General features: G+C 50.8%; 19 protein-coding genes. 13 read left to right on the forward strand and 6 right to left on the reverse strand.

Going from position 1 to position 25,708, the window contains the following annotated elements; all coding sequences use genetic code 11:
- Positions 1-12 precede the first annotated feature (12 nt).
- Positions 13-906, forward strand: coding sequence for an MlaD family protein (locus tag BQ8005_RS09360; protein ID WP_075317856.1), 894 nt, complete (start codon positions 13-15; stop codon positions 904-906).
- A 347-nt stretch (positions 907-1,253) separates the two neighbouring features.
- Positions 1,254-2,651, forward strand: a complete 1,398-nt coding sequence (gene dnaA / locus BQ8005_RS09365; RefSeq protein WP_075317857.1) for a chromosomal replication initiator protein DnaA — start codon at positions 1,254-1,256, stop codon at positions 2,649-2,651.
- A 36-nt stretch (positions 2,652-2,687) separates the two neighbouring features.
- On the opposite strand, the gene BQ8005_RS09370 is transcribed toward dnaA, so the two are convergent.
- The gene (locus BQ8005_RS09370) at positions 2,688-3,422 is read right to left on the reverse strand and encodes an NADPH-dependent oxidoreductase (protein WP_075317858.1); all 735 of its coding nucleotides are present in this window, start codon (positions 3,420-3,422) and stop codon (positions 2,688-2,690) included.
- 345 nt (positions 3,423-3,767) lie between these two features.
- On the opposite strand from BQ8005_RS09370, the gene BQ8005_RS09375 reads away from it, so the two are divergent.
- The 8 genes from BQ8005_RS09375 to BQ8005_RS09410 all read left to right on the forward strand — a co-directional run bounded on the left by BQ8005_RS09375 (position 3,768) and on the right by BQ8005_RS09410 (position 15,837).
- The gene (locus BQ8005_RS09375; protein ID WP_075317859.1) at positions 3,768-6,305 is read left to right on the forward strand and encodes an adenosylcobalamin-dependent ribonucleoside-diphosphate reductase; all 2,538 of its coding nucleotides are present in this window, start codon (positions 3,768-3,770) and stop codon (positions 6,303-6,305) included.
- A gap of 131 nt (positions 6,306-6,436) precedes the next feature.
- Positions 6,437-9,127: a 4-alpha-glucanotransferase gene (locus BQ8005_RS09380; protein ID WP_075317860.1), complete on the forward strand. Its 2,691-nt coding sequence runs from the start codon at positions 6,437-6,439 to the stop codon at positions 9,125-9,127.
- 226 nt (positions 9,128-9,353) lie between these two features.
- Complete coding sequence (locus BQ8005_RS09385) at positions 9,354-11,336, forward strand: PL29 family lyase N-terminal domain-containing protein (protein WP_075317861.1); 1,983 nt, start codon at positions 9,354-9,356, stop codon at positions 11,334-11,336.
- Positions 11,337-11,719: 383 nt separating this feature from the next.
- The gene (locus BQ8005_RS09390; protein ID WP_075317862.1) at positions 11,720-12,571 is read left to right on the forward strand and encodes a DUF6261 family protein; all 852 of its coding nucleotides are present in this window, start codon (positions 11,720-11,722) and stop codon (positions 12,569-12,571) included.
- Between the two features lie 172 nt (positions 12,572-12,743).
- Complete coding sequence (locus BQ8005_RS09395; RefSeq protein ID WP_075317863.1) at positions 12,744-13,037, forward strand: hypothetical protein; 294 nt, start codon at positions 12,744-12,746, stop codon at positions 13,035-13,037.
- Positions 13,038-13,055: 18 nt separating this feature from the next.
- A complete protein-coding gene (locus BQ8005_RS09400; protein WP_075317864.1) occupies positions 13,056-13,394 on the forward strand; it encodes a cell division protein ZapA in 339 nt (112 codons plus the stop codon).
- 109 nt (positions 13,395-13,503) lie between these two features.
- Positions 13,504-15,042, forward strand: a complete 1,539-nt coding sequence (gene rny, locus BQ8005_RS09405) for a ribonuclease Y (RefSeq protein WP_075317865.1) — start codon at positions 13,504-13,506, stop codon at positions 15,040-15,042.
- A gap of 36 nt (positions 15,043-15,078) precedes the next feature.
- Positions 15,079-15,837: a copper homeostasis protein CutC gene (locus BQ8005_RS09410; RefSeq protein ID WP_075317866.1), complete on the forward strand. Its 759-nt coding sequence runs from the start codon at positions 15,079-15,081 to the stop codon at positions 15,835-15,837.
- Positions 15,838-15,911: 74 nt separating this feature from the next.
- Here BQ8005_RS09410 and panD read toward each other — a convergent pair whose 3' ends face one another.
- Entirely contained in the window at positions 15,912-16,265 is a 354-nt protein-coding gene (gene panD, locus BQ8005_RS09415; RefSeq protein WP_021846557.1) for an aspartate 1-decarboxylase, read from the reverse strand.
- Between the two features lie 21 nt (positions 16,266-16,286).
- Positions 16,287-17,132 carry a pantoate--beta-alanine ligase gene (gene panC, locus BQ8005_RS09420; protein ID WP_021846558.1) on the reverse strand — a complete coding sequence of 282 codons (846 nt, stop codon included), beginning with the start codon at positions 17,130-17,132 and terminating at the stop codon, positions 16,287-16,289.
- A gap of 241 nt (positions 17,133-17,373) precedes the next feature.
- On the opposite strand from panC, the gene BQ8005_RS09425 reads away from it, so the two are divergent.
- Both BQ8005_RS09425 and BQ8005_RS09430 read left to right on the forward strand, forming a co-directional pair.
- A complete protein-coding gene (locus tag BQ8005_RS09425; protein WP_075319093.1) occupies positions 17,374-18,195 on the forward strand; it encodes a glycogen/starch synthase in 822 nt (273 codons plus the stop codon).
- Positions 18,196-18,223: 28 nt separating this feature from the next.
- A complete protein-coding gene (locus BQ8005_RS09430; protein WP_075319095.1) occupies positions 18,224-19,825 on the forward strand; it encodes a BamH family beta-barrel-assembly machinery protein in 1,602 nt (533 codons plus the stop codon).
- Between the two features lie 350 nt (positions 19,826-20,175).
- On the opposite strand, the gene BQ8005_RS09435 is transcribed toward BQ8005_RS09430, so the two are convergent.
- Genes BQ8005_RS09435 through BQ8005_RS09445 form a run of 3 tightly spaced genes read right to left on the reverse strand, consistent with a single transcriptional unit; the run spans position 20,176 to position 24,808 of the window.
- Positions 20,176-21,561: a glycoside hydrolase family 57 protein gene (locus BQ8005_RS09435; RefSeq protein ID WP_075317867.1), complete on the reverse strand. Its 1,386-nt coding sequence runs from the start codon at positions 21,559-21,561 to the stop codon at positions 20,176-20,178.
- A gap of 17 nt (positions 21,562-21,578) precedes the next feature.
- A complete protein-coding gene (locus tag BQ8005_RS09440; RefSeq protein ID WP_075317868.1) occupies positions 21,579-22,847 on the reverse strand; it encodes a glycosyltransferase family 4 protein in 1,269 nt (422 codons plus the stop codon).
- Positions 22,844-24,808 carry a glycogen debranching enzyme N-terminal domain-containing protein gene (locus tag BQ8005_RS09445; protein ID WP_075317869.1) on the reverse strand — a complete coding sequence of 655 codons (1,965 nt, stop codon included), beginning with the start codon at positions 24,806-24,808 and terminating at the stop codon, positions 22,844-22,846. The genes BQ8005_RS09440 and BQ8005_RS09445 overlap by 4 nt, the downstream gene beginning before the upstream one ends.
- Positions 24,809-25,006: 198 nt before the next feature.
- Here BQ8005_RS09445 and BQ8005_RS09450 point away from each other — a divergent pair, with 198 nt between their 5' ends.
- Positions 25,007-25,705: a rhomboid family intramembrane serine protease gene (locus BQ8005_RS09450; RefSeq protein WP_021846565.1), complete on the forward strand. Its 699-nt coding sequence runs from the start codon at positions 25,007-25,009 to the stop codon at positions 25,703-25,705.
- The last annotated feature ends 3 nt before the right edge of the window (positions 25,706-25,708 follow it).

Consider the following 25,708-nt stretch of genomic DNA (forward strand, 5'->3'; position numbering starts at 1 on the left):
AGACAAATCATCATGAAGTATATTACAAAAGAAGTAAAGATAGGTATTGCCGGTATTGCAGCTCTATGCATATTGGTATATGGTATCAACTACCTGAAAGGTATCCACCTGTTCAAACCTGCTAGCTACTTTTATGTCAAATTCCAAAACGTCAACGGTCTCACAAAATCCAGCCCGGTCTACGCCGATGGATATAAAGTGGGACTCGTACGCGAACTCTATTACGACTATGATGCCCCTGGAAATGTAGTAGCTGAAATCGACGTAGAGCCTGATTTGCGTATACCGAAAGGAAGTAGTGCAGAACTGGCCGCTGAAATGTTGGGAGGAGTTCGCATGAACTTACTACTTGCCAACAATCCGCGTGAACGCTACCAAATCGGTGATACCATCCCCGGATACTTAAACAACGGAATGATGGAAAAGGTAGCTAACATGATGCCTCAAATCGAGCAAATGATGCCTAAGCTCGACTCCATTCTCAGTTCTCTTAACGCAGTACTGGCCAATCCAGCCATTCCTGCATCATTAAAGAATATCGAAGAATTGACGGCCAACATGAATGCAACCAGCAAACAATTGAAGGTACTTATGAGCAATGATATCCCGCAACTAACAAGCAAGTTGAACACCATCGGCGACAATTTCATTGCCATGTCCGATAACCTCAAGCAAATCGATTATGCTGCAGCCATGCAAAAAATAGATTCTACACTGGCTAACGTACGAACACTTACAGACAAGCTGAACAGCAAAGATAATACCGTAGGCTTACTGCTAAACGACCCACAGCTTTACCAGAACCTGAATGCAACAACGGCCAATGCTGCTAGTTTACTCGAAGACTTGAAAGCCCACCCCAAACGCTATGTTCATTTCTCGCTTTTCGGCAAAAAAGACAAATAAAAAAATCTATTATATAGAATTCATCTAAATAAAGGCAAATTTAGCAAAAGCTGCAAGAAGCTAAGAAAATAGGGTAATTCAAAGCATTAAGGACTATTCCATCACAAAGAATAAAAGTCTTATAGATTTACATAGACATTCGTAATATACTAATATACAAGTCCTTTTAAAAAAGCAACAGCCCTTCTCAAAGGGCTGTTTGCACGTTATGCGATAAATAGCTGAAAGTAAAGACCTTATTCATTGAATGAAAAAAGCAAGAAAAAAAGCATTTGTTTTTTTCAAATAAGATACCCAATTTTGCAAACGTAGAAGTTTCGCTAAATTGATAAATGTAGATAGCCGTTATGAGTAAAAACAATCATGTCGGACTATGGAACGCGTGTCTTGACATCATTCGCGACAACGTTCCTGAACAGACATATAAAACTTGGTTTTGTCCAATCGTCCCATTAAAATTTGAGGACGATACCTTGGTATTGCAGGTGCCGAGCCAATTCTTTTATGAATTTCTGGAAGAGAAATTCCTGGATTTGCTACGCCAAACAATTCATAAGGTTTTTGGCGAAAGAACCAAATTGATGTACAGTGTAATGGTGGTTAAAAACCCACCTACAGCTGTTCCTCTGCCTACTCATTCCGGTTCGTCCACTCCGGTATCTGCTGTACGCAAGACTACAACCAAAGACATTCCGCAGACACCACAAATAACCGAACTCGACCCTCACCTGAATAGAGATTACAATTTCGAAACATTCATAGAGGGAGAAAGCAACAAACTGTCACGTAGTGTGGCAGAAGCTGTTGCACTCAATCCGGCCAAAACCATTTTCAATCCGCTATTCTTCTATGGAGCATCTGGCGTAGGGAAAACTCACCTCGCCAATGCCATCGGAACCAAAATTAAGGAACTTTACCCTGAAAAACGGGTGTTGTATGTCTCGGCCCACTTATTTCAGGTGCAATACACGGACTCCGTACGCAACAATACGACTAACGACTTCATCAACTTCTACCAGACAATTGACGTGCTGATCATCGATGATATCCAGGAATTTGCTGGAGTTACCAAAACTCAAAACACGTTCTTTCACATCTTCAACCATCTACATCAGAACGGGAAACAGCTTATCCTAACTTCGGATCGTGCCCCCGTACTCCTACAAGGTATGGAAGAACGCCTCGTCACTCGTTTTAAGTGGGGTATGGTTGCCGAGCTCGAAAAGCCGACCGTCGAACTGCGCAAAGATATCTTACGCAACAAAATACGTCGTGACGGTTTGCAATTCCCTCCAGAAGTTATTAATTATATCGCAGAAAACGTAAGTGACAGCGTACGCGATCTGGAAGGTATCATTATCTCCATCATGGCCCATTCAACCATCTACAATAAAGATGTAGATTTGGAACTGGCTCAACGGATTGTACGTAAAGTTACCCAGAACGAAAGTAAAGCCATAACGATAGACAATATCATCAATACGGTATGCAAGCACTTTGGTCTGGATACAAGTGCCATCCATACAAAATCCAGAAAGCGAGAAGTGGTACAGGCACGACAGATTGCCATGTACCTGGCTAAAAATTACACAGACTTCTCAACGGCCAAAATTGGTTCTTTAATAGGCAACAAAGACCATGCAACCGTTCTACATGCCTGCAAGACGATCAGTGAGCTGAAAGAAGTAAGTAAAAGTTTCCAAGCAGAATTAGAAGAGATACAGACGGCCTTGAAACAACAATAGGATTAAAGTAAACTCATAACGATGAAAAAGCAGGGATTAAAATCCCTGCTTTTTCATTATATTCCATAACAATTCAGACATGGCTTCTGCATCTTTTTTCGTATAGCGAACATCCGTAAAGACTTGGGCTAAAGTCGCTTTACCATTTTCTGTCACATACTGTCTATTCTCAGGCAATGATTCTTTATAAGCATACAAACGGTCAATATCCTCAGGCGTATAGTCGTGATAAACTTCTTCATGAACTACCGCTTCCAATGGCAAACGGTCAACTTGCGCAGGATCTTCAGCCGGCCATCCCACTGTAACGGTCGTGATGGGGAACACCAACTCCGGCAACTCCAGTGCTTCAATAATCAAATGAGGATTGTATGTAGTAGTACCCAAATAGCAAATACCCAATCCTTTTTCCTCGGCGGCCACGCAAAATGTCTGAGCAGCCAGCAAGGCATCAACAGCTCCCGTTACAAACCATTCAAAGTTATTATACCCCGGCTCGGCCTGACGCTGCCGACACCATTTGCTAAACCGGTTCAAATCTATACAGAAAGTAAGTACAACCGGCGCAGCTGTCACCATTGGCTGATTGAAATGTGCCGGAGCCAGTTTGGCCTTCCGGTCGGCATCGCGGGTCACCACCACGCTATAGGTCTGCATGTTTCCAACGGTCGATGCACGAAACGCCGTTTCAAGTAAATCATTTAACAAATCAGCAGGAATGTCCTTCTGCTGATATTTACGGATTGTTTTTCTCTGTTTCAAGCTTCCCATACTTTTTCTTTTTTCTGCAAATATATAAAAGATTTAAGTAATTACCCTCTTTCTAGGCATAATCCTTCCCCACTCCATACCTAAAAAACAATTCAAGAATCTTCTCATATGCTCACTGCTTTTCTTTTTTGAAAACTTTCCCATATATCCCAAAATAGTAAACTTCTAAAATACAGACAGATAACAGTTATAAACAAGAAACTTACAATCTGTTGATAAAAACATGACTATTTATTTTGTCGGATGGAAAAACATTCATAGATTTGCAAACACATTTGTTAGCCAATGGCAAAACTTCTACAATATTGCTAATTGAATCAATAAAATCTAAAAGAATAGACCATCGTGGAAAAGAGAACTTTTACTTATCAGGAAGCCTTTGAAGCATCTTTACAATACTTCCAAGGCGATGAACTGGCTGCCAGGGTATGGGTGAACAAATATGCCGTCAAGGACTCCTTCGGCAATATTTACGAAAAGTCACCAGAAGACATGCATTGGCGTATCGCAAACGAAGTGGCTCGTATTGAGGCCAAGTATCCCAATTCCTTGAGCGCCGAAGAGTTGTTCAAGTTGTTGGATCACTTCAAATACATCGTTCCACAAGGAAGCCCCATGACAGGCATCGGAAACAATTACCAGGTTGCTTCTCTGTCCAACTGCTTCGTAATTGGAGTAGACGGTGAAGCCGACTCTTACGGCGCCATCTTCAAAATCGACGAAGAACAAGTACAGCTGATGAAAAGACGCGGCGGCGTAGGCCACGATCTTTCACACATCCGTCCCAAAGGATCTCCGGTAAAGAACTCGGCCCTCACTTCCACCGGTTTGGTTCCTTTCATGGAACGCTATTCGAACTCCACCCGCGAGGTAGCACAAGACGGACGCCGTGGTGCCCTGATGCTCAGCGTTTCCATCAAACATCCCGATTCTGAAGCTTTCATCGACGCCAAAATGACTGAAGGCAAGGTGACAGGCGCTAATGTTTCGGTGAAACTGGATGACGCATTCATGGAAGCCGCCGTCAGCGGTACTCCTTATGTACAACAATACCCCATCGACAGCCCCAATCCGCTTGTAAAGAAAACCATAGATGCAAGTACTCTGTGGAAGAAGATTGTCCACAACGCATGGAAGTCTGCCGAACCCGGCGTACTGTTCTGGGACACCATCATCCGCGAATCTGTCCCTGACTGTTATGCAGACTTGGGCTACCGCACTGTATCTACCAATCCTTGCGGTGAGATTCCCCTCTGTCCGTACGATTCCTGCCGCCTGCTGGCTATCAATCTCTATTCTTACGTGGTCAATCCATTCAAACCCGACGCTTATTTCGACTTCGAGCTGTTCAAGAAACATGTAGCCTTGGCACAGCGAATCATGGACGACATTATCGACCTGGAGTTGGAAAAAATCGAACGGATCATGGAAAAGATAGACTCCGATCCGGAAAGCGATGCTGTCAAGGAAACAGAACGTACTCTATGGCAAAAGATCTACAAAAAGAGTGGCCAAGGACGCCGTACCGGGGTAGGTATCACGGCCGAAGGCGATATGCTGGCTGCTCTAAACCTGCGCTATGGTACGGAAGAAGCAACAGCTTTCTCTGAACAAGTACACAAGACCATCGCCCTGAGCGCTTACCGCTCGTCGGTCGAAATGGCAAAAGAACGCGGAGCATTCGAAATCTACGACACCGAACGCGAAAAGAACAATCCGTTCATCAACCGCCTGCGTGAAGCCGATCCTGAGCTCTACGAAGAAATGGCCCAATACGGTCGACGCAATATCGCCTGCCTAACCATCGCTCCTACCGGAACCACCAGCCTGATGACGCAAACCACCTCGGGTATTGAGCCTGTGTTCCTGCCGGTATACAAACGCCGTCGCAAAGTAAACCCCAACGACACCAACGTCCGTATCGACTTTGTAGACGAAACCGGTGACGCATTCGAAGAATATGTAGTGTTCCACCCGAAGTTCGTCACTTGGATGGAAGCTCAGGGCCTTAACCCTGCCAAGCGTTATACCCAAGAAGAAATCGACGAAATGGTGACACGCTCACCCTATTATAAAGCCACGTCCAACGACGTAGACTGGCTGATGAAAGTCAAAATGCAAGGACGCGTGCAGAAGTGGGTGGACCACTCCATCAGCGTCACCATCAACCTGCCCAACAATGTCGACGAAGAACTGGTCAACCGTCTCTATGTAGAAGCCTGGCGTTCGGGTTGCAAGGGATGTACCGTCTACCGCGACGGTTCACGCTCGGGCGTGCTCATCTCTACCAAAAGCGACAAGAAAGACGAATTGCCCCCCTGCAAACCGCCTACGATTGTCGAAACACGCCCCAAAGTGCTCGACGCCGAAGTGGTACGCTTCCAGAACAATAAAGAAAAATGGGTGGCTTTCGTGGGCCTGCTCAACGGACACCCCTACGAAATTTTCACCGGTGTGCTTGACGATGACGAAGGTATCGTACTCCCCAAGAATGTCGTTTCAGGCCACATCATCAAGAATGTTGACGAAAACGGTATCAAGCGTTACGACTTCCAGTTCGAGAACAAGCGCGGCTACAAAGTCACGATTGAAGGCTTGTCCGAGAAGTTCAATAAGGAATACTGGAACTACGCCAAGCTTATCTCAGGCGTACTACGCTACCGCATGCCTATCGAGCAGGTCATCAAGCTGGTAGGATCCCTACAGCTTGACAGCGAAAACATCAACACCTGGAAAAACGGTGTAGAACGTGCCTTGAAAAAATATGTGCTCGACGGCACAGAGGCCAAGGGTCAGAAATGTCCCAACTGCGGCAATGAGAGTCTCGTCTACCAGGAAGGCTGCCTCATCTGCAAGACTTGCGGTGCTTCCCGCTGCGGATAAACGGGCTGCAAACACAAACGTTTGCATAGGATTTTAAAATACTTGGACAACGATAGCTGCATGACTATGAAGAATATTTTCTATACTTGCATAGTCAATGCAGCTATTGTCGTTCATATAAATCTAATAATATGATACTTTCATTCAACATCGAATATCGTACCAGTTGGGGAGAGGAAATCAAAGTCCTGGGTTCCGTCCCCGAATTAGGAAGTAACATGCCCGGACAAGCCGTTCCCATGCATACAGTGGACGGTATACACTGGACAGCGGAAGTCGAAATCGGACTACCCGAAACGAAAGAAATCCATTACAGTTACCATGTCTACCGCGACGGACAAGCCGTCCGCAACGAATGGAACAGCCTGCCGCGTGTCTTGTACGTCTCCGACGATCCCGCCAAGACCTACCGTCTGGAAGACAGCTGGAAGAACCTGCCGGAACAGCAGTATTTCTACACCTCGGCCTTCACTGAGTCGCTCCTGGCCCATCACGACCGCGAAGCAGCCCCACGGGGATGCCAACGCAGCCTGGTCCTCAAAGCCTACGCGCCCTGCATTGACAGCGGACATGCACTGGCTGTGTGTGGAAGTGTGGACGCCCTGGGCGGATGGAATCCCGACAAAGCCATCCTGATGAGCGACGCCAACTTCCCCGAATGGCAGGTGGAAATCGACGCCTCCGACCTGACCTTCCCGCTGGAATACAAATTCGTCCTCTATAAGAAAGAAGAAAGCCGCGTCGTGGCTTGGGAAAACAATCCCAACCGCTATTTGGCCGATCCGAAACTGGGCGACGCCGAGACACTGGTTGTAGGCGACCGCTACGTCTACTTCAGTCTGCCTGCCTGGAAGGGTGCCGGCACGGCCATCCCCGTCTTCTCCCTCCGCTCCGAAGGCAGCTTCGGCGTGGGCGACTTCGGTGACCTGATGAAGATGATCGACTGGGCCGTCAAAACCCACCAGAAGGCCGTGCAGATTCTCCCGATCAACGACACGACCATGACTCACTCATGGACCGACTCTTATCCCTACAGCAGCATCTCCATCTACGCCTTCCACCCCATGTACACCGACCTGCGACAACTGGGTACCTTGGACGACCGCGAGAAAATGGAGCAGTTCGAACAGCGACGCCAGGAACTGAATGCCCTGCCCGCCATCGACTACGAAGCCGTCAACGAAGCCAAGTGGGAATATTTTCGCCTGATCTTCGCCCAGGAAGGTGAAGCCGTACTGGCGTCTGAAGACTTCCGCGCCTTCTTCGAGGCCAACAAGGAATGGCTCCAACCCTATGCCGTCTTCAGCTATCTGCGCGACGCCTACCGGACACCTAACTTCCGCGAGTGGCCGCGCTACAGCGCCTACCACCAGGAAGATATCGACGCTCTATGCAATCCCCAGTCGGCCGATTACCCGCATATCGCCATCTACTACTACATCCAGTACCAGCTCCACCGCCAGCTGCTAGCTGCTACCCGCCATGCCCGTGCCAACGGAGTGGTGCTCAAGGGCGATATTCCCATCGGCATCAGCCGCAACAGTGTCGAAGCCTGGAAGGAGCCCCATTACTTCAACCTGAACGGACAGGCAGGTGCCCCGCCCGACGACTTCTCTGCCAACGGACAGAACTGGGGCCTCCCCACCTACAACTGGGACGTGATGGAGCAAGACGGCTATGCCTGGTGGATGAAGCGTTTCCGCAAAATGTCCGAATACTTCGACGCCTACCGCATCGACCACATCCTGGGCTTCTTCCGCATCTGGGAGATTCCGATGGACGCCATCCACGGCCTGCTGGGACAGTTCGTCCCCGCCCTGCCCATGACGCGTGAAGAAATCGAGAGCTACGGCCTCGGCTTCCGCCCCGAGTTCCTGAGACCCTACATACACGAATACTTCCTCGGACAAATGTTCGGCCCGCACACCGACTACGTGAAGCAGACCTTCATCGAGCCCACCGACACGTGGGAAGTCTACCGTATGCGTCCCGAGTTCGACACACAGCGCAAAGTGGAAGCCTACTTCGACGGCAAGACCGACGACGACAGCATCTGGATACGCGACGGCCTTTACGCCCTCATCAGCGACGTTCTGTTCGTATCCGACCGTAACGATCCCTCGAAATACCATCCACGCATCGGCGTACAGCACGACTACATCTACCGCTCGCTGAACGACTGGGAGAAAGCCGCCTTCAACCGCCTCTACGACCAATACTACTACCACCGCCATAACGATTTCTGGGGGCAGCAGGCCATGAAGAAGCTCCCGCAGCTGACGCAGTCCACCCGCATGCTCGTCTGCGGCGAAGACCTCGGCATGATTCCCGCCTGCGTGGCGTGGGTGATGAACGAGCTACGCATCCTCTCGCTCGAGATACAGCGCATGCCTAAGGACCCCAGCCAGGAGTTCGGACACCCCGAATGGTATCCCTACCGTTCCGTCTGCACCATCTCCACCCACGACATGTCCACCCTGCGTGGCTGGTGGGAGGAAGACGCCCAGCAGACGCAGCGCTACTACAACCACGTCCTAGGCCACTACGGCACTGCCCCTGCCGTGGCCACGCCCGAACTGTGCGAACAGGTAGTGTGCGCCCATCTGACGAGCAACTCCATGCTCAGCATCCTCTCCTTCCAGGACTGGATGTCGATCGACGGGCAGCTGCGCAACCCCAACGTGGCCGAAGAGCGCATCAACGTGCCTGCCAACCCACGCCACTACTGGCGCTACCGCATGCACCTGACGCTGGAACAACTCATGGCCGCCGACGACTTGAACAACAAGATCCGGCAGATGATTGCCGACAGCGGACGCTGACGCCCCGCCCCCCCTGCCGGAAACGGATTTTCCCTTCAGGCCGTCTCGGGATGAACACTGACTTTCATTTCGGGACGGCCTGAAAACGTTCTACCCCCTGCCCGCCGCTCAACATGACAGGGGTGGTGCGTCCCTACATCGTCCGCGTATCCATTTTTTTCGCGAGATGTTTGCATAATCTTAATTCATTTTGTACTTTGTGCCGCAAATACCAATAAAGATAAGTATGTATAAAAGAACATTCATGCAAACGCTGGCGGCGGTGGCGATGATGCTGCTGCCGGCCGCCTGCGCGGACGACTACGACGACTCCGCCCTCTGGGACAAAGTGAACGACCACGAAGAGCGCCTCGCCGCGCTGGAAAAATGGCAGGAACAGACCAACCAAAGCATCGCAGCCATGCAGGAGCTGCTGAACACCACGGACATGATCACCGGCGTCAGCGCCGTCAGCGAAGGCGGCCAGACGGTGGGCTACACCATCACTTTCCTGCACTCCGACCCCATCACCATCTATAACGGTGCGAAGGGCGAGGACGGTGCCGACGGAGCCGACGGACAGACGCCGCAGATAGGCCTCGCGCAGGCGGAGGACGGCAACTGGTACTGGACGCTGAACGGCGAACTCCTGACCGACGCCCAAGGCAACCCCATCCGCGCCAACGGACTGGACGGAGCCGACGGTGAAGACGGCGAAGACGGAGCCACAGGCCCCGAAGGCCCGCAAGGCAACGACGGCACTTCCGCCCCCACGCCGCAAATCCTGCTGGGTAGCAACATCCCTGCAAGCGGTACCGTCCAGACCGACAGCGGCACGACGATCGCCGATGCCTGGTACCTGAGCGTGGACGGCGGCGCGACGTGGTACCGCGTCAGCGGCAAGGACGGCACGAACGGCGACACCTGGTTCGCCGAAGCGCCCAAAAAGGAAGGAAACTATTACGTTTTTACCTTAGCCAATGACGGCGGTTCTTTCAAGGTCGCCGCCTACCAGCCCTTCTGCATCCTGGCCAAGGGCGAAACCCTCGAGAGTTTCGACAACGCCACGGTGCCTGTCAACGAAGCGACCACCCTCTACCTCTCCATCGACGAGGGCATAGAATATAGTAGCATCGTGGCGCAAGCGACGCCCGTGGACGCCGACGCCGTGCTGACCCGTGCCGACGGCAGTGACTGGAGCGCCAAGGTAGCGAAGAGCGGAGAAGACATCACCGTCACCGTGACGCCTCCCACCGAAGCGGGCTACGCCCTGCTCGACGTCTCCCTCCTCCTCACCGACGGCGGCAAGCTGACGGCCTCGCGACTGCTAACCAAGGGTTACAGCTACGACAATAACACCTACACCGTTTACACCGCCGACGGTCTGAAGGCATGGGCAGAGGCTGCACAGAGCAATCTCTCGCTGAACTGCATCCTTGCCGCCGACATCACCTTGCCCACGGTTGCAGAAGGCGAGAATAACTGGACGCCGATAGGCACAAACGGCTATTCTAAACGATACACCGGCACCTTCGACGGCGGTGGACATACCATCACGGGGCTGACCATCAACCAGTCTGGAACGGACCATGTGGGTCTGTTTGGATGTATCGGTGGAAGAGGCACGGTAAAGAACCTGACGCTGGAGAATGTGAATATAACCGGCCACGACAATGTCGGCGGCGTGGTAGGATCTACCGACGACTACTTAAACATTGTGACCGGCTGTACCGTTTCGGGTACTGTATCCGGCAACAGCAATGTCGGTGGCGTGGTGGGATACAACAATAGCTCCGTGTCCGGCTGCACCGCCTCGGGAGATGTCACGGGTATGGGGAACAATGTCGGCGGCGTGGTGGGATACAACAATAGCTCCGTGACCGCCTGCTATCATGCCTCGGGCAGTGTCTCCGGCGCCAACTTTGTCGGCGGCCTGGTGGGATATACGGACCTCATGACCGCCTGCTACAATGCCTCGGGAGATGTCACGAGTAAGGGAGACTTTGTCGGCAGTGTGGCGGGATACAACTCCAGCATCATAACCGCCTGCTACTGGAGCAACTATGATGGCAACGGCATCGGCATCAATGACGGCACCGGCACTCCCACAAAAGTGGACGGCACGACCGTTACCTGGCAGACGGCCGTTGAAGCCATGAACGCCGCCTTGCAATACTCAGAGTGGCGTTACGAACTCACCGGAGCGCTGCCTACCTTGAAGAAACAGTAAACCGTCGGGCCGTCCGAACGCTCGGGGAGTCAAGAAATCTCGTCGAAAGCTTCTCCGAACGCGCGGACAGCCGAGAAATCTCGTCGAAAGCTTCTCCGAACGCGCGGACAGCCGAGAAATCTCGTCGAAAGCCTCTCCGAACGCGCGGACAGCCCGGAAATCTCGTCGAAAGCTTCTCCGAACGCGCGGACAGCCGAGAATTCTCGTCGAAAGTCTCTCCGAATGCGCGTACAGCCGAGAATTCTCGTCGAAAGTCTCTCCGAACGCTCGGACAGCCCGGAAATCCCGTCGAAAGCTTCTCTGAACGCGCGGACAGCCCGGAAATCCCGTCGACGGAGAAAAACAGAAGAAAAAGATTGTTTAACTTTAAATTTTCAAGCCCTATGCAAATCATCAGTCCAAAAATTCCGTACATCGGCTATTCCCGCAACGCGGAACACGACTACCTGTTCAACAAACTCGTCGAAGCCATTTCGAAGGAATTCGCCACGAAACACAACTTCCTCGCCTACCACCAGCGCATGACCGCCGCCCTGGCCGACGAAAACGCCAGCTACACGCGCACGACGAAGTACGTCGACACCGATACGCTGGTGCAGAAAGACAACGCGCGCGACAACCTCTTCCGCCGCCTGAAGCTCCACCTCCAGTCCGCCGAGCTCGACCCCGACGCCGACACGTCCGCCGCAGCCGCACGCTGTCTCGAAGCCGTCGGCTCGCAGAACCCGACGACCCTGCCCTACACCGAAAACACCACTGCCGTGCGCGACATCGTCGACAAGCTGGAGTCCGACCACTACGCCCCGTCGGTAGAGCAAGTGGGCGCCGCGCAGCTCGTGGCCGACCTGAAGGCGGCGAACGACGACTTCGACGCCCTCTACACTGCCCGCGCCGACGAACGCTACGCGCGCAACACCTCGGCGCCCGACATGAAAGTGGCCCGCGCGGCGATGGAAGCGGCCTATGCCGACGTGGCCGACATCGTGAACGCCCTCTACATCCAGTCGACCGTCCTCGCGCCGGACGAAGAGACGCTGGCCGAAGTGACCGCCATCGCCACGACGGTGAACGCCCTCATTTCGCAGTACACGCTGGTACTCTCGCGCCGCGGCGTGGGCAAGACGACAGATGACACCACTGACACCGACACGCCGGATGAAGGCGGCACCGACACACCACAACCCGAACCCGAAGAGCCGGGCGGCGACGAGGGCGAAGGCGGAAGCCCGCTGTAATGGAGAATGGAAAATGAAAGGGGCGCAAGCCCCTTTTTTTGGATGTAGGGACGCACCACGGTGCGTCCGCCCGCCACATTCGCAATAATTTCGCCGAAAACGCGAATTTTCGGCAAAAAGTTTTTGTAATATCCAAGTAAATCGTATTTTTGTGTACAATTTTGGTGTAGAGATGACAGAAGAAGAAAAAGAGCTACTGAAAACCTTTGAAGCACGGCTGCGCCACCTGATTTATCTGCACGATGAACAGCGGCGCGAAAACGCGCGTCTGAAGGAGCTCCTGAACGCCTGCCGGGCCGACTGCGCCGCCTCGCAAGCCGCCTACCGGGCCCTGGAAAAACGCTACACCGACCTAAAAACAGCTACGACAATCAGCCTTAACGGCAGCGACGTGAAAGAGACGAAGCTGCGATTGTCAAAATTAGTGCGTGAAGTCGACAAATGCATCGCCCTGCTGAATGAATAACGAAGGAGACGAAGATGTATGAACGATAAGATAAAGATACACCTGCTCATGGCAGGCACCACCTACCCCCTCAGCATCCGCCGCGACGACGAGGAAACGGTCAGGGAAGCCGCCCGACAGGTCAATGTCAGGCTCAAACAGTATAGGGACTACTACCCGGAAGCGAGCAACGAACAGCTGCTCGGCATGGTGGCCTACCAGTTTGCACTGGAAACCCTGCGGATGGAACAGCGGAACGACACCGCCCCCTATACGGCGAAGCTCAAAGAACTGACGGAGGCGATCGAAGCCTGCTTCAAGGAAACGGAAGCACCGGACAACCCTCCCGACGCAGCCCCCGGGCCGCAAACCAGATGAGAAAACAAAACCACGCACTGTACGAGACCTTCCACCCCTCCCGGACCGACGGGCGGAAGACTCCGGCAGTGCTTTTTTATTTATATACATATTAAAACAAATTATCAAAATGACAGTAGTTACGATAGTAGTGTCCCTCGCCTGCCTCCTCATCGGAGCCGCCGCCTCGTACGTGCTCTTCAAGCACGGCCTGAAGGCGAAATACGACGGCATCCTGAAGGACGCGGAAGCCGAAGCGGAAGTGATCAAGAAAAACAAGTTGCTCGAAGTAAAGGAAAAGTTCCTCAACAAGAAAGCCGACCTGGAAAAGGAAGTGGCCGCCCGTAACCAGAAAATCCAACAGGCCGAAAACAAACTGAAACAACGCGAACTGGTGCTGAACCAACGACAGGAAGAACTGCAACGCAAGAAGCAGGAAGCCGACGCCATCCGCGAAAACCTGGAAGCACAGCTGGGCATCGTCGACAAGAAGAAGGACGAACTGGACCACCTGCAACGCCAGGAAATCGAAAAACTGGAAACCATCTCGGGCCTCTCGGCCGACGAGGCGAAGGAACGCCTGGTAGAATCGCTCAAGGAAGAGGCGAAGACGCAGGCACAGTCGTACATCAACGACATCATGGACGAAGCCAAGCTGACGGCCAACAAGGAAGCCAAGCGCATCGTCATCCAGACCATCCAGCGTGTAGCCACGGAAACAGCCATCGAAAACTCGGTCACCGTGTTCCACATCGAATCGGACGAAATCAAGGGCCGCATCATCGGCCGCGAAGGACGCAACATCCGCGCCCTGGAAGCTGCCACCGGCGTTGAAATCGTGGTGGACGACACGCCCGAAGCCATCGTCCTCTCGGCCTTCGACCCCGTGCGCCGCGAGATAGCCCGCCTGGCCCTGCACCAGCTCGTCACCGACGGCCGCATCCACCCCGCCCGCATCGAGGAAGTGGTGAACAAGGTACGCAAGCAGGTGGAGGAAGAAATCATCGAGACCGGCAAACGCACCACCATCGACCTGGGTATCCACGGCCTGCACCCCGAACTGATCCGCATCATCGGAAAGATGAAATACCGTTCGTCCTACGGCCAGAACCTGCTGCAACACGCCCGCGAAACGGCCAACCTCTGCGCCGTCATGGCCTCGGAGCTGGGACTGAACCCGAAGAAGGCGAAACGCGCCGGCCTGCTGCACGACATCGGCAAGGTGCCCGACGAAGAACCCGAAATGCCACACGCCCTCTACGGCATGAAGCTGGCCGAGAAATATAAGGAGAAACCGGATATCTGCAATGCCATCGGTGCCCACCACGACGAGACGGAAATGACCAGCCTGCTGGCACCCATCGTCCAGGTGTGCGACGCCATCTCGGGCGCACGACCCGGTGCACGCCGCGAAATCGTGGAAGCCTACATCAAGCGCCTCAACGACCTGGAACAGCTGGCCATGTCCTATCCGGGTGTGACGAAGACCTACGCCATCCAGGCCGGCCGCGAGCTGCGCGTCATCGTCGGTGCCGACAAGATAGACGACAAGCAGACGGAGAGCCTGTCCGGCGAAATCGCCAAGAAGATACAGGACGAGATGACGTATCCGGGACAGGTGAAGATCACCGTCATCCGCGAGACACGCGCCGTCAGCTATGCGAAGTAAAACGAATTGAAAACAACATAAACAGACTCCCTAATCATGAACCCTCCCCGCTTCCAGTTCGAAGTCTGCGCCAACGGCGTAGAGAGCTGCCTGGCCGCACAGGCCGGCGGCGCGGACCGCGTGGAGTTGTGTGCTGGCATCCCCGAAGGAGGCACAACCCCCTCCTTCGGAGACATCGCCACCGCACGCAGCCTGCTGGACCGCACCCGCCTGCATGTCATCATCCGCCCCCGCGGCGGCGATTTCCGCTACTCTCCCCTCGAAGAGCGCATCATGCTGGAAGACATCGCCAACGCCCGGCGCCTGGGTGCCGACGGCGTAGTGTTGGGCTGCCTGACAGCCGACGGTACCGTAGACCTGCCCCTGATGGGACGGCTGATGAAGGCGGCACAAGGCATGTCGGTCACGTTCCACCGTGCCTTCGACGTCTGCCGCGACCCCTTCCGTGCACTGGAAGACATCATCGGCTTGGGCTGCCACCGCATCCTGACCTCAGGACAACAACCCACTGCCGAGCAAGGCATCCCCCTGCTGCGTGAATTGCAGAAAGCCGCCGCCGGACGCATCACGCTCCTGGCCGGCTGCGGGGTGAACGAGGGAAACATCGCCCGCATCGCCCGCGAGACGGGCATCACGGAGTTCCACTTCTCCGCCCGTGAAACCGTAGAAAGCGACATGGCCTGGCACAACGACGCCGTGTCCATGGGCGGCACTGTACGAATAGAAGAATATACCCGCCCCGTCACCACCGAACGCCGCGTCCGCGACACCATCGCAGCGGCACACAAGGGGTAAGGATACAAAAATGGCACACGGACAACGCAAGGTTTCATCCGTGTGCCATTTTCAGTATAGGGAGGAAAACAGCCTCAGCGCACCACCTTGTTCGTGGCCGGATCGGGGAAGACGACCGTCGGCTTGAACGACTTGGCCTCCTCGAAATCCATCAACGCATAGGACATGATGATCACGATGTCATCGGGCTGCACACGGCGTGCGGCCGCACCGTTCAGGCAAATCTTTCCGGAGCCGCGCTCACCTTTAATGATATAAGTCTCGAAACGTTCGCCATTGTTGTTGTCGGCAATGTACACCTTCTCGCCGGCAATCATGTTGGCCGCGTCCATGAGGTCCTCGTCAATCGTAATGCTACCCATGTAGTTCAGGTTAGCCTCCGTAACACGGGCACAGTGGATCTTGGACTTCAATACTTCAATCATCATAACGTATTTCTGTTTATTGGGTTAAGACTTGTACTTGATATTGTCGATGAGACGAACCTCGCCGCAAAAGACGGTGATGCAACCCACGGCATAATCCGTGTCGGCCCAGTCGGCAATTTTCTGCAACGTATTTCCATCCACCAGTTCGAAATACTCCAGACGGAGACCCGGCACAGCAGCAATGGAGTCTTCGACGAACTTCTGCGTCTCGGCCACCGTATGCGAAGCTGCAAATTCAACGCTGGCAAAGAGTGTCTGCGAAATCTTCAGCGCAGTCTGACGCTCGTCAGCAGACAGGCGCTGGTTGCGGCTGCTCAAAGCCAACCCGTCGGCCTCGCGGACGATGGGACAACCGACAATCTCCAGCGGGAACTTCATCTGACGTACCATCTCGCGGATGATGGCCAGCTGCTGGAAGTCTTTCTCGCCGAAATAGGCACGATCGGGCTTCACCATATCGAACAGTTTGCTCACAATCTGGCAAACACCGTTGAAGTGTCCCGGACGGAAAGCGCCTTCCATCACCGTATCCAGCGGAGCATAGCTGAAGTGACGGGTATCCGGTTCGGGATAAATCTCTTCGACCGACGGCGCAAAGGCGAACGTAGCTCCACACTGCTCGAGCAGGCGGCAGTCGGCCTCCAGCGTACGCGGATATTTGGCCAAATCGTTCTTGTCATTAAACTGAGTGGGGTTGACAAAGATGCTCACCACCGTGGCATCGTTTTCGGCCACACTCCGCTTAACCAGCGAAGCATGTCCCGCATGCAAAGCTCCCATAGTGGGCACCAGTCCCACCGTCTTACCCTGGGCACGCAAAGCGGCAAGTCCCGCCTGCAAGTCCTTGATAGAATGTACTATTTCCATTACTTTTAACGTTTGATAAATACAGGGTTGTTTCAAAAGCGGTGCAAAATAAGCTATTATTTACCACATAACGAAGAAATATCGCATTTTTTGTAGAAAAAGCATGTCCGAACAGAACTTTCCAGCCGAAAAAGCAATATTGAAATACAAGCACTTAACAAATCATAAGGAATTATAGCCATCCCATCTTGACGCTGTGAGCGTTTTTTTTTGTAACTTTGCGCAATAATTGATGAAGAGTATGACAAAGGCTAACAAGGTTTTATTTATCACACAAGAAATCACCCCCTATGTTCCTGAAACCGAACTGTCCCTAACCGGTCGTAACCTGCCGCAAGCCATCCAGGAGAAAGGCAGAGAGATCAGAACATTCATGCCCAAATGGGGGAATATCAACGAACGCCGCAACCAGCTGCATGAGGTGATACGCTTGTCGGGAATGAATCTCATCATCGACGACACCGACCACCCGCTGATCATAAAAGTGGCCTCCATCCAGTCTGCACGAATGCAGGTCTACTTCATAGACAACGATGACTTCTTCCAGAACCGGCTGCAAATCACCGACGAAAACGGTGTAGAATATGAAGACAACGACGCACGAACCATCTTCTATGCACGAGGAGTGCTCGAAACGGTGAAAAAGCTGCGTTGGTGCCCCGACATCATACACTGCCACGGATGGATAACGGCCCTGGCTCCCCTCTACATCAAGAGGGCATACCGGGAAGAGCCTTCGTACAGAAATTCCAAAGTGATCTTCTCACTCTACGAGGACGACTTCAAACAAAACTTCCATCCGGACTTTGCGACCAAGCTGATGCTGAAGGGTATCGCCAAAAAGGACCTCGCCAAACTGAAAGAACCCGTGGACTTCACCAGTTTGTGCAAACTGGCTGTGGAGTATTCCGACGGAGTCATTCAGCAAAGCGAACACGTGAACCAGGAAGTGCTGGACTACGCACGGAGTCTGGGAAAACCCGTGTTGGAGTACCAAGGAGGCGAAGACATGGCAGACCGCTGCAACAGCTTCTACGACCTGGTTGCAGAAACAGAACAATGACATCAAAAAAAAGCAAAAACTGAAATCTATGAGACTTAAGCATATAGGAGCATTGCTGACAGCGGCTCTCGTATTCTTTGCTTGCGACGACACCACCAATACACTGGGTATGGGGATGCTCCCCGACTCGGACGGGATGTCTGCACATACCATCACTTTCGACGTCACAACCCATTCTTATCTGGCAGACGCCGTATATGCCAAGACCAGTACCGGATATGTAGGCCGCTTTACCGACCCCGAGTTCGGAGCCTATACATCCAGCTTCCTGACCGAACTAAACTGTACGGACAACTTCAAATTCTCGGAAACGCTGCCTCCTCTCTATGAAGAGTACTACAGCGGAGACACCTTGAAGGGGAAAGGTACACGCGTAGACGAAAATGTAGCAGGACTGAAGCTGATCCTTTATTATAGCAGCTGGTTCGGTGATTCCCTGAATGCCTGCCGCATGAGCGCCTACGAACTGAACGATCGTTGGATACAAGAACGCCAGGACGGGACCAAACACTACCGCTACACGGACATCAATATCAACGACTATAAAGGAACCCTTTTGGGAAGAAAAGCCTATACGGCCTATGATGCTACCGTACCCGATTCTGTTCGCTTTGAAACAGACTCTAACGGCAATTACACCTATTCCCCCAGTATCGTATTCAATCTCGATACGGAAATAGGACAAAAGATATATGACCTGAACAAGGCTTACGAAAAAGGTGAAAACAACTATTTCGATAATGCAGACAACTTCATCAACAACGTATTCAAGGGCGTCTGCATCCAGAACGACTTCGGCGACGGAACCATCCTCTATGCAGACCGCATAGACCTCCAGTTCCAGTTCCGCTTCCACTACGTAGACAGCCTGGGAGTTGCTCTCAAAAAGAAAGTGACTGATGAAAATGGACAAATCGGTGAAGATTCAATCTATTACGGTGCAGAAACTCTGTTTGCATCGACCAAAGAAGTAATACAGGCTAACCAGTTTGCCAATTCAGAAAAGTTAAAAGAGAAAGCTGAAGAAAAGAACTGGACTTACATCAAGTCGCCCGCCGGTATCTTCACAGAGGCAACCCTACCCTATGATGAAATCTATCAGGAATTGTCCAAAGACACGCTTAACTCAGCGAAATTGACATTCACCAATTATAATGAGAAGAATAACTACAAGTTCAGTATGGATGCGCCAAGCAACGTATTGCTGCTACGCAAGCAGGAACTGAAATCGTTCTTCGAGGAAAACAAGGTGAACGATAACATCACTTCTTTCACCGCTGCTCATAATAGCGTTGCGACTAACCAATACACCTTCCAAAACATCGCTCGCCTTGTATCTACTTGCATCAACGAAAAGAAAGCTGCACGCGACAAGGCAAAAGAAGAAGCAGGAACCACATGGGATGAAGAAGCGTGGAACAAGAAATGGAACGAAGAAAACCCTGATTGGAACAAAGTATTACTCATCCCAGTAAACATCAGTACCCAATCGACAGGAACAAACTCTACAACAACTACAGCTGTAGAACACGACTTGCAGCCCAGCTACGCTAAACTGCAGGGAGGCGACCCGGACAACGGCGGAACCAAACTGACGCTGGAAGTAACCTATACCCGCTTTCATGAATAACAATTTCCAAGAATATAGTGAAATATGGTGAAAGATTCTTCTTTCACCATATTTTTTTGTTTTTCAGGCTATAAGAGTCGAGGTGAAAGCGTGATACCATCTTTTTACACCTTTGTCTATCATAAGCAGAACAATATATTTAAAAGCAGTTTCACAGAAACCGAATATCGCCCCTCCTCCCAATAACCATGTACTCGGGTTTTCTAAAGAGCTACTTTAGAATGCTAAACATCTACATGGCAACCGCCAAGTGGCACTTGATATGCGATTTTCCTTCAGTTGACAAAAAAACGGCCGGTGTCTGTAAGCACCGACCGTTCTCTATTTAACTTGTTACACAAAGTCCATTATTAAGCTTCCGCTTTCTTTGTGGCTTTCTTTGCTGTAGTAGTTTTTGAAGCAGGTTTCTTGGCAGCCGTCTTTTTAGCCGGTTTTTCTGCTGCAATCTTACCCAGCTTGGCACGGGCTTCTTCAAGTTCCTTGTTCAGTTCTTCAATTTCGTCTCCCTGATTCTTGATCGTAGTCAACAAAGCATTCAGTTCCTCATTATCGATATCAACCGGATATAAGGAATCTACACGTTTAATAAAGTCACCCAAAATATTCATGTAGTTGGTGAATGCATCATAAGGAGACTCATAAATGCCACGATAAAGGGAAATACTGGAGCTCTTCGTTGTCATAAAACGGAAGTTATTGCTAGCCTGGAGATAATCCCAGTCCTGCTTAATACGGCGGTCATCACAAAGATGTACACGTTCGGCCACACTGTACAGCTTGTTGAACGCCTCACGCTGCATCACATTACCCAACCAGCAGCTGGTATCTCTTTCTTCGTCGACCCAAGACAACGGATAAGGCACATCAAGCTGAGATACGGATTTCAGCTTCGTCACAATCTCCGTCGGCGTAGAGAAAGTAATACCCTTCTCCTTGGCGCAAGCCGGCAGGGCCTTGAGGAACTCCAGAATATTGGAAGACAATGGCTGATATTTACCCAACGCACAAAGTTCCATGAAGATATTGATAACCTGTTCTTCCTGCGGTAGAGAGTCAATCCAGGAGATATACTTATCGGCAAACAGTGGATATTCGCTCCAATCTGAGTTAGAGAAACGGAGGCTGATATCGTCTGAAAGCTTGAAATCACGCAACAGAAGCTTCAGGTTCGGATTCATGTTACAATGGTACACATAGTGAGGACTCTTCCATCCCAGGATATGCTTGGCCCCCTCAGTCAACATACCCTTGAAACCCATATCGGCTACTACAGCACCGATTTCATCGTTATAGATCAAGCTTGAGTTACGGAACACTTTAGGAGCCTTACCAAACATTTGTTTCATCTTGGCACTCTGACGAAGCACTTCTTCACGGAAGCAATCTTCGTTGGCCAAAGAAGAAAGGCCATGTGAATAAGGTTCGGCCAGGAATTCGCAACAACCCGTATCGTTAAGCTGATGCAACAGGTCGATGACATACGGAGCGTACATTTCCAATTGCTCCAAAGCTACACCTGAAATAGACAAAGCAACCTTGAAAGCACCGCCGGAGTTCTTCACCATGTCGATCAAGGCACTCAACGCGGGAATATATGAATGCTCAGCCACATCACTGATACTGGTCTCATTGGCATAGTCATCGTAGTAATAATGATCTGTGCCGATATCAAAGAAACGATAACGTTTCAAATGAATAATCTGATGTATTTCAAAATAAAGACAAATCGTTCTCATTTCCTATTCTTGTTTTGTTATTTACCATAGTTTCTTAATACATTCTCATAAAGGGCACGGATACGCAAGCCAACCTTTTCCCAAGTAATGCCATCGACCTCTTTTTTACCTTCTTCCTGGAGATAATGGAAGAGCGACTGGTTAGTACAGATGGAATAAATGGCATCTGCCATGGCATGGATATCCCAATAGTCGACTTTGATGACTTTATCCAGGATTTCACCGCAACCCGACTGCTTGGAGATAATGGAAGGTGTACCACACTGCATTGCCTCCAACGGAGCAATACCAAAAGGCTCCGATACAGACGGCATCACAAAGACGTCGCTGTTCTTATAAACTTCATATACTTGCCTTCCCTTCATGAAACCCGGGAAATGGAACCTGTCTGCAATACCACGTTCTGCAGCCAGATTGATCATTGCGTTCAGCATATCACCCGAACCTGCCATAACAAAACGAATGTTACGGGTACGTTTCAGAACCATGGCTGCCGCTTCTACGAAATATTCCGGTCCTTTCTGCATGGTGATACGCCCCAGGAAAGTAACAATCTTCTCTTTTGAATGGTCGGGACGTGGGATGTCCTGCAAATCCTGAGAAAGAGGATATACCGCATTGTGCATAGCAAACACTTTACGCGGATCCTGATGGTATTCATTAATAACCGTACGGCGAGTCAACTCGGATACGCACATGATACAGTCGGCATAGTCCATACCGTTCTTCTCAATGGAATAGACCGTCGGATTCACTTTACCACGAGAACGGTCGAAATCCGTAGCATGCACATGGATGCACAGTGGACGTCCACTCACCATCTTGGCATGTACACCAGCCGGATAAGTCAGCCAGTCGTGTGCATGGATAATGTCGAATTGTTCCTTGCGGGCTACTACACCGGCTATAATGGAGAAGTTGTTGATCTCTTCATGCAGATTGCCCGGATAACCTCCAGCAAACTCCATACATCCCAAGTCGTTGACATGCAGATAAGAGAAATCAGCATAAATATGGTCACGATAAGCATAATATTCTTCTGGCGTCATCTGTCCGTAAAGACGCGACTTCAGGTAATCGTAGTTCACATCCCGCCATACAACCGGAACCTGATTCATCCCCACAATCTTGAGGAAACGTTCTTCATCGCCTGAAGGCTTAGGCATGCAGAACGTCGTTTCAACGTCTCCCTGCAAACTCAATCCCTTGGTTATTCCATAAGAAGCAACTGCCAGACCACCATAGATTTTGGGAGGAAATTCCCATCCAAACATTAAAACTTTCATTTGCGTTCCTCCTCTTTCTGTATTTGTTCATACTTATACAACAAACTCAATATACGCAGGATTTCGGCCACATTCATGGCAAACGAAATAGCTCCGCGTCCCACAAAAGGCGGATTACCGTCGAATAACTCCGGCAAGGTGCTGATACAGTGACGTCCCATCTCGTCGTCCATACCAATAAGATGTCTTTCAACAAACGAAATGCCACTCAACTTATAAACGCGCAGATAAGCTTCCATATAGAAGCCCAACAACCAAGGCCATGCCGTTCCTTGATGATAAGCATAGTCACGCTGCATCTGAGGACCTACATAATTCGGATTGTATCCGCCACTCTTGGGGCTCAGCGTACGAAGTCCCTTCGGGGTGAGCAATTCTTTGGTCACAATATCCAGTACTTGGCGTTTCTGTACACGATCCAACGGAGAGTAATCGAAAGCAACCGTAAAGATCATATTCGGACGAACACTCCAGTCCATCATGTAACCGTCTACATAGTCGAACAGATAACCATATTCATTACGGAAGACCTCAACAAACGATTTTCCTGTCAGTTCAGCCTGTTCGTCGAGCACATTAGCCAACGCCTCATTTCCACCTTCGCGAACCATATCGGCAACGAAGCGCAACGCATTGTACCAAAGGGCATTGATCTCGACGACATATCCTGTACGTGGTACCACTGGCCGACCATTGGCTGTAGAATTCATCCAAGTTACTGGATGTTCCGTGCCGTTGGTATAAAGCAGACCGTTGTCATGCAGGAACAGGTTGTCATGCTTACGACCACGAATGTATTCCAACAAATCTTCCAAAAGCTGGCCGTACATCTGACGGCAACGATCACGTGAAGTAAACTTCGCATATTGTTGCAACGTCCAGATTGCCCATAACAGGACATCAGGATGTTCCATTTCATAAATCTTATACGTATAGGTTTCCCCATTCATATATTGACGCAATGCCTTTTCGGCCGTCTTCATCACATCCTCGAATTCATCCTGTTCGTCGATAGCCAACGTCAGACCAGGTAAAGCAATGAACAAGTCACGGGCACGGCATTTGAACCATGGATAACCTGCCAGTATATAATGCTCGCCTCCCTGTTTGTTGTGGAACTGATGAGCTGAGTTCTTCAGGCAGTGGAAGAAACTGTCGCGCGGAGTGCGGTCTGCCACTTCCGTTTCGAACACCTGTTTCAGTTTACGGGTATCCGTTTCAGAGATACCGGCAGAAAAGACAATGCTCTCGCCTTTCTTGATATCCACTTCAAAATAACCAGGCACATACAAATCCTCGTTGAAATCGTAACCACGTTCCTGCTCCTTCGGATATTCAATGCCCCGATACCAGTCGGGCTGGAAGTGGAATTCATTTTTCTTGTTCAGCTGCATGAACAGTTCGGGATAGCCGGGATACATGCACGTCTTGATGCCATTCTCCACCAGCTGGTACTCACGGCTTGCCTGGGGATTCTCGTGCGTGTACTCGCGCACGCTGCGGAAAGCCAGGAACGGCCGGAAACGCAATGTCGTGGCCGAATGGGCATCGACCAGCGTGTAACGTATCAGAATGCGGTTCTCATGGTGTACAAAAATCTTTTCCTTACGGAGGATAACGCCTCCCACACGGTAGGTTGTAGCCGGGACGTGCTCGCAGTCGAACTCACGGATATATTTATGTCCGTTGGGACTGAAATGATTGCCCTGATACTTGTGCAATCCCAGGTTAAACTCTGCACCATGCTGAATTACCGTCTCATCCAAAGAAGAGAGTAACACATGATTCTCATCATCCAGGTTGGGAACCGGGATTACCAACAGACCATGATATTTGCGTGTGTTACAATCCACAATCGTTGTACAATGATAGGCGCCAGATTTATTTGTACGGAGTATCTCACGAGGGAGCGACTCCTCCAAATTAATCATCAGCGTCTTGTCAAATCGTAAATAACTCATAGTTGTGCATTATTTAAATTAAAGGTTAAAAACTCAGGTTCACTATGCGCTACAGCTATCTGTAGCAATGCCCAAAAATACAAATTAATGTATACACCAAAAATAAAAAAAGCTTTTTTTTTCGCTTTTCGAGCAAATAATCGTAGTATTGCATCCAATTAGCACATGACACTTATCAAAAAGCTATTTGAACAACTTATGAAACGAGATATACAAAGAATTTTCCTGGCAGCCGTAATCCCTCTCTTCTTTCTGTTTGTTCTGTATATGTTAAAGATTTTAGAAGTAGGAATGGATTGGGATTTCACACGACTGGGGATCTATCCTATGGAAAAACGAGGACTTTTCGGCATCTTTGCCCATCCGCTTGTACACAGCAGTTTCAAGCATCTGGCCGCCAACACACTTCCACTGCTCTTCTTGTCCTGGTGTCTGTTTTATTTCTATCGTGGTATCGCCCCATATATTTTTTTCTTAATATGGATTGGCGGTGGCGTTTTCACCTTTCTTTTCGGCAAAAGTGGATGGCACATCGGATCCAGCGGACTCATCTATGGCCTAGCCTTCTTTTTATTCTTCAGCGGTATTTTCCGCAAACACGTACCTCTCATTGCCCTCTCGCTATTGATCACGTTCCTCTATGGTGGACTGGTTTGGAATATGTTCCCCCAGTTTGCCAAGGTTACTACTTCATGGGAAGGGCATATGGGCGGAGCCATAGCAGGCATGCTGTGTGCTGTAGGTTTCATGAAGTACGGGCCACAACGTCCCGACCCCTTCGCCGACGAAGCGGACGAGGAAGAGAACAATCCTGAAAGCGAAACCTCGGAACAGACGGAGAACTACCAAAGTACAGAGACGAAACAGAAAGACACACCAGACCTACGGGAAGAATGATAT

The organism is Bacteroides togonis, from assembly GCF_900130135.1.
Lineage (GTDB): Bacteria > Bacteroidota > Bacteroidia > Bacteroidales > Bacteroidaceae > Bacteroides > Bacteroides pullorum.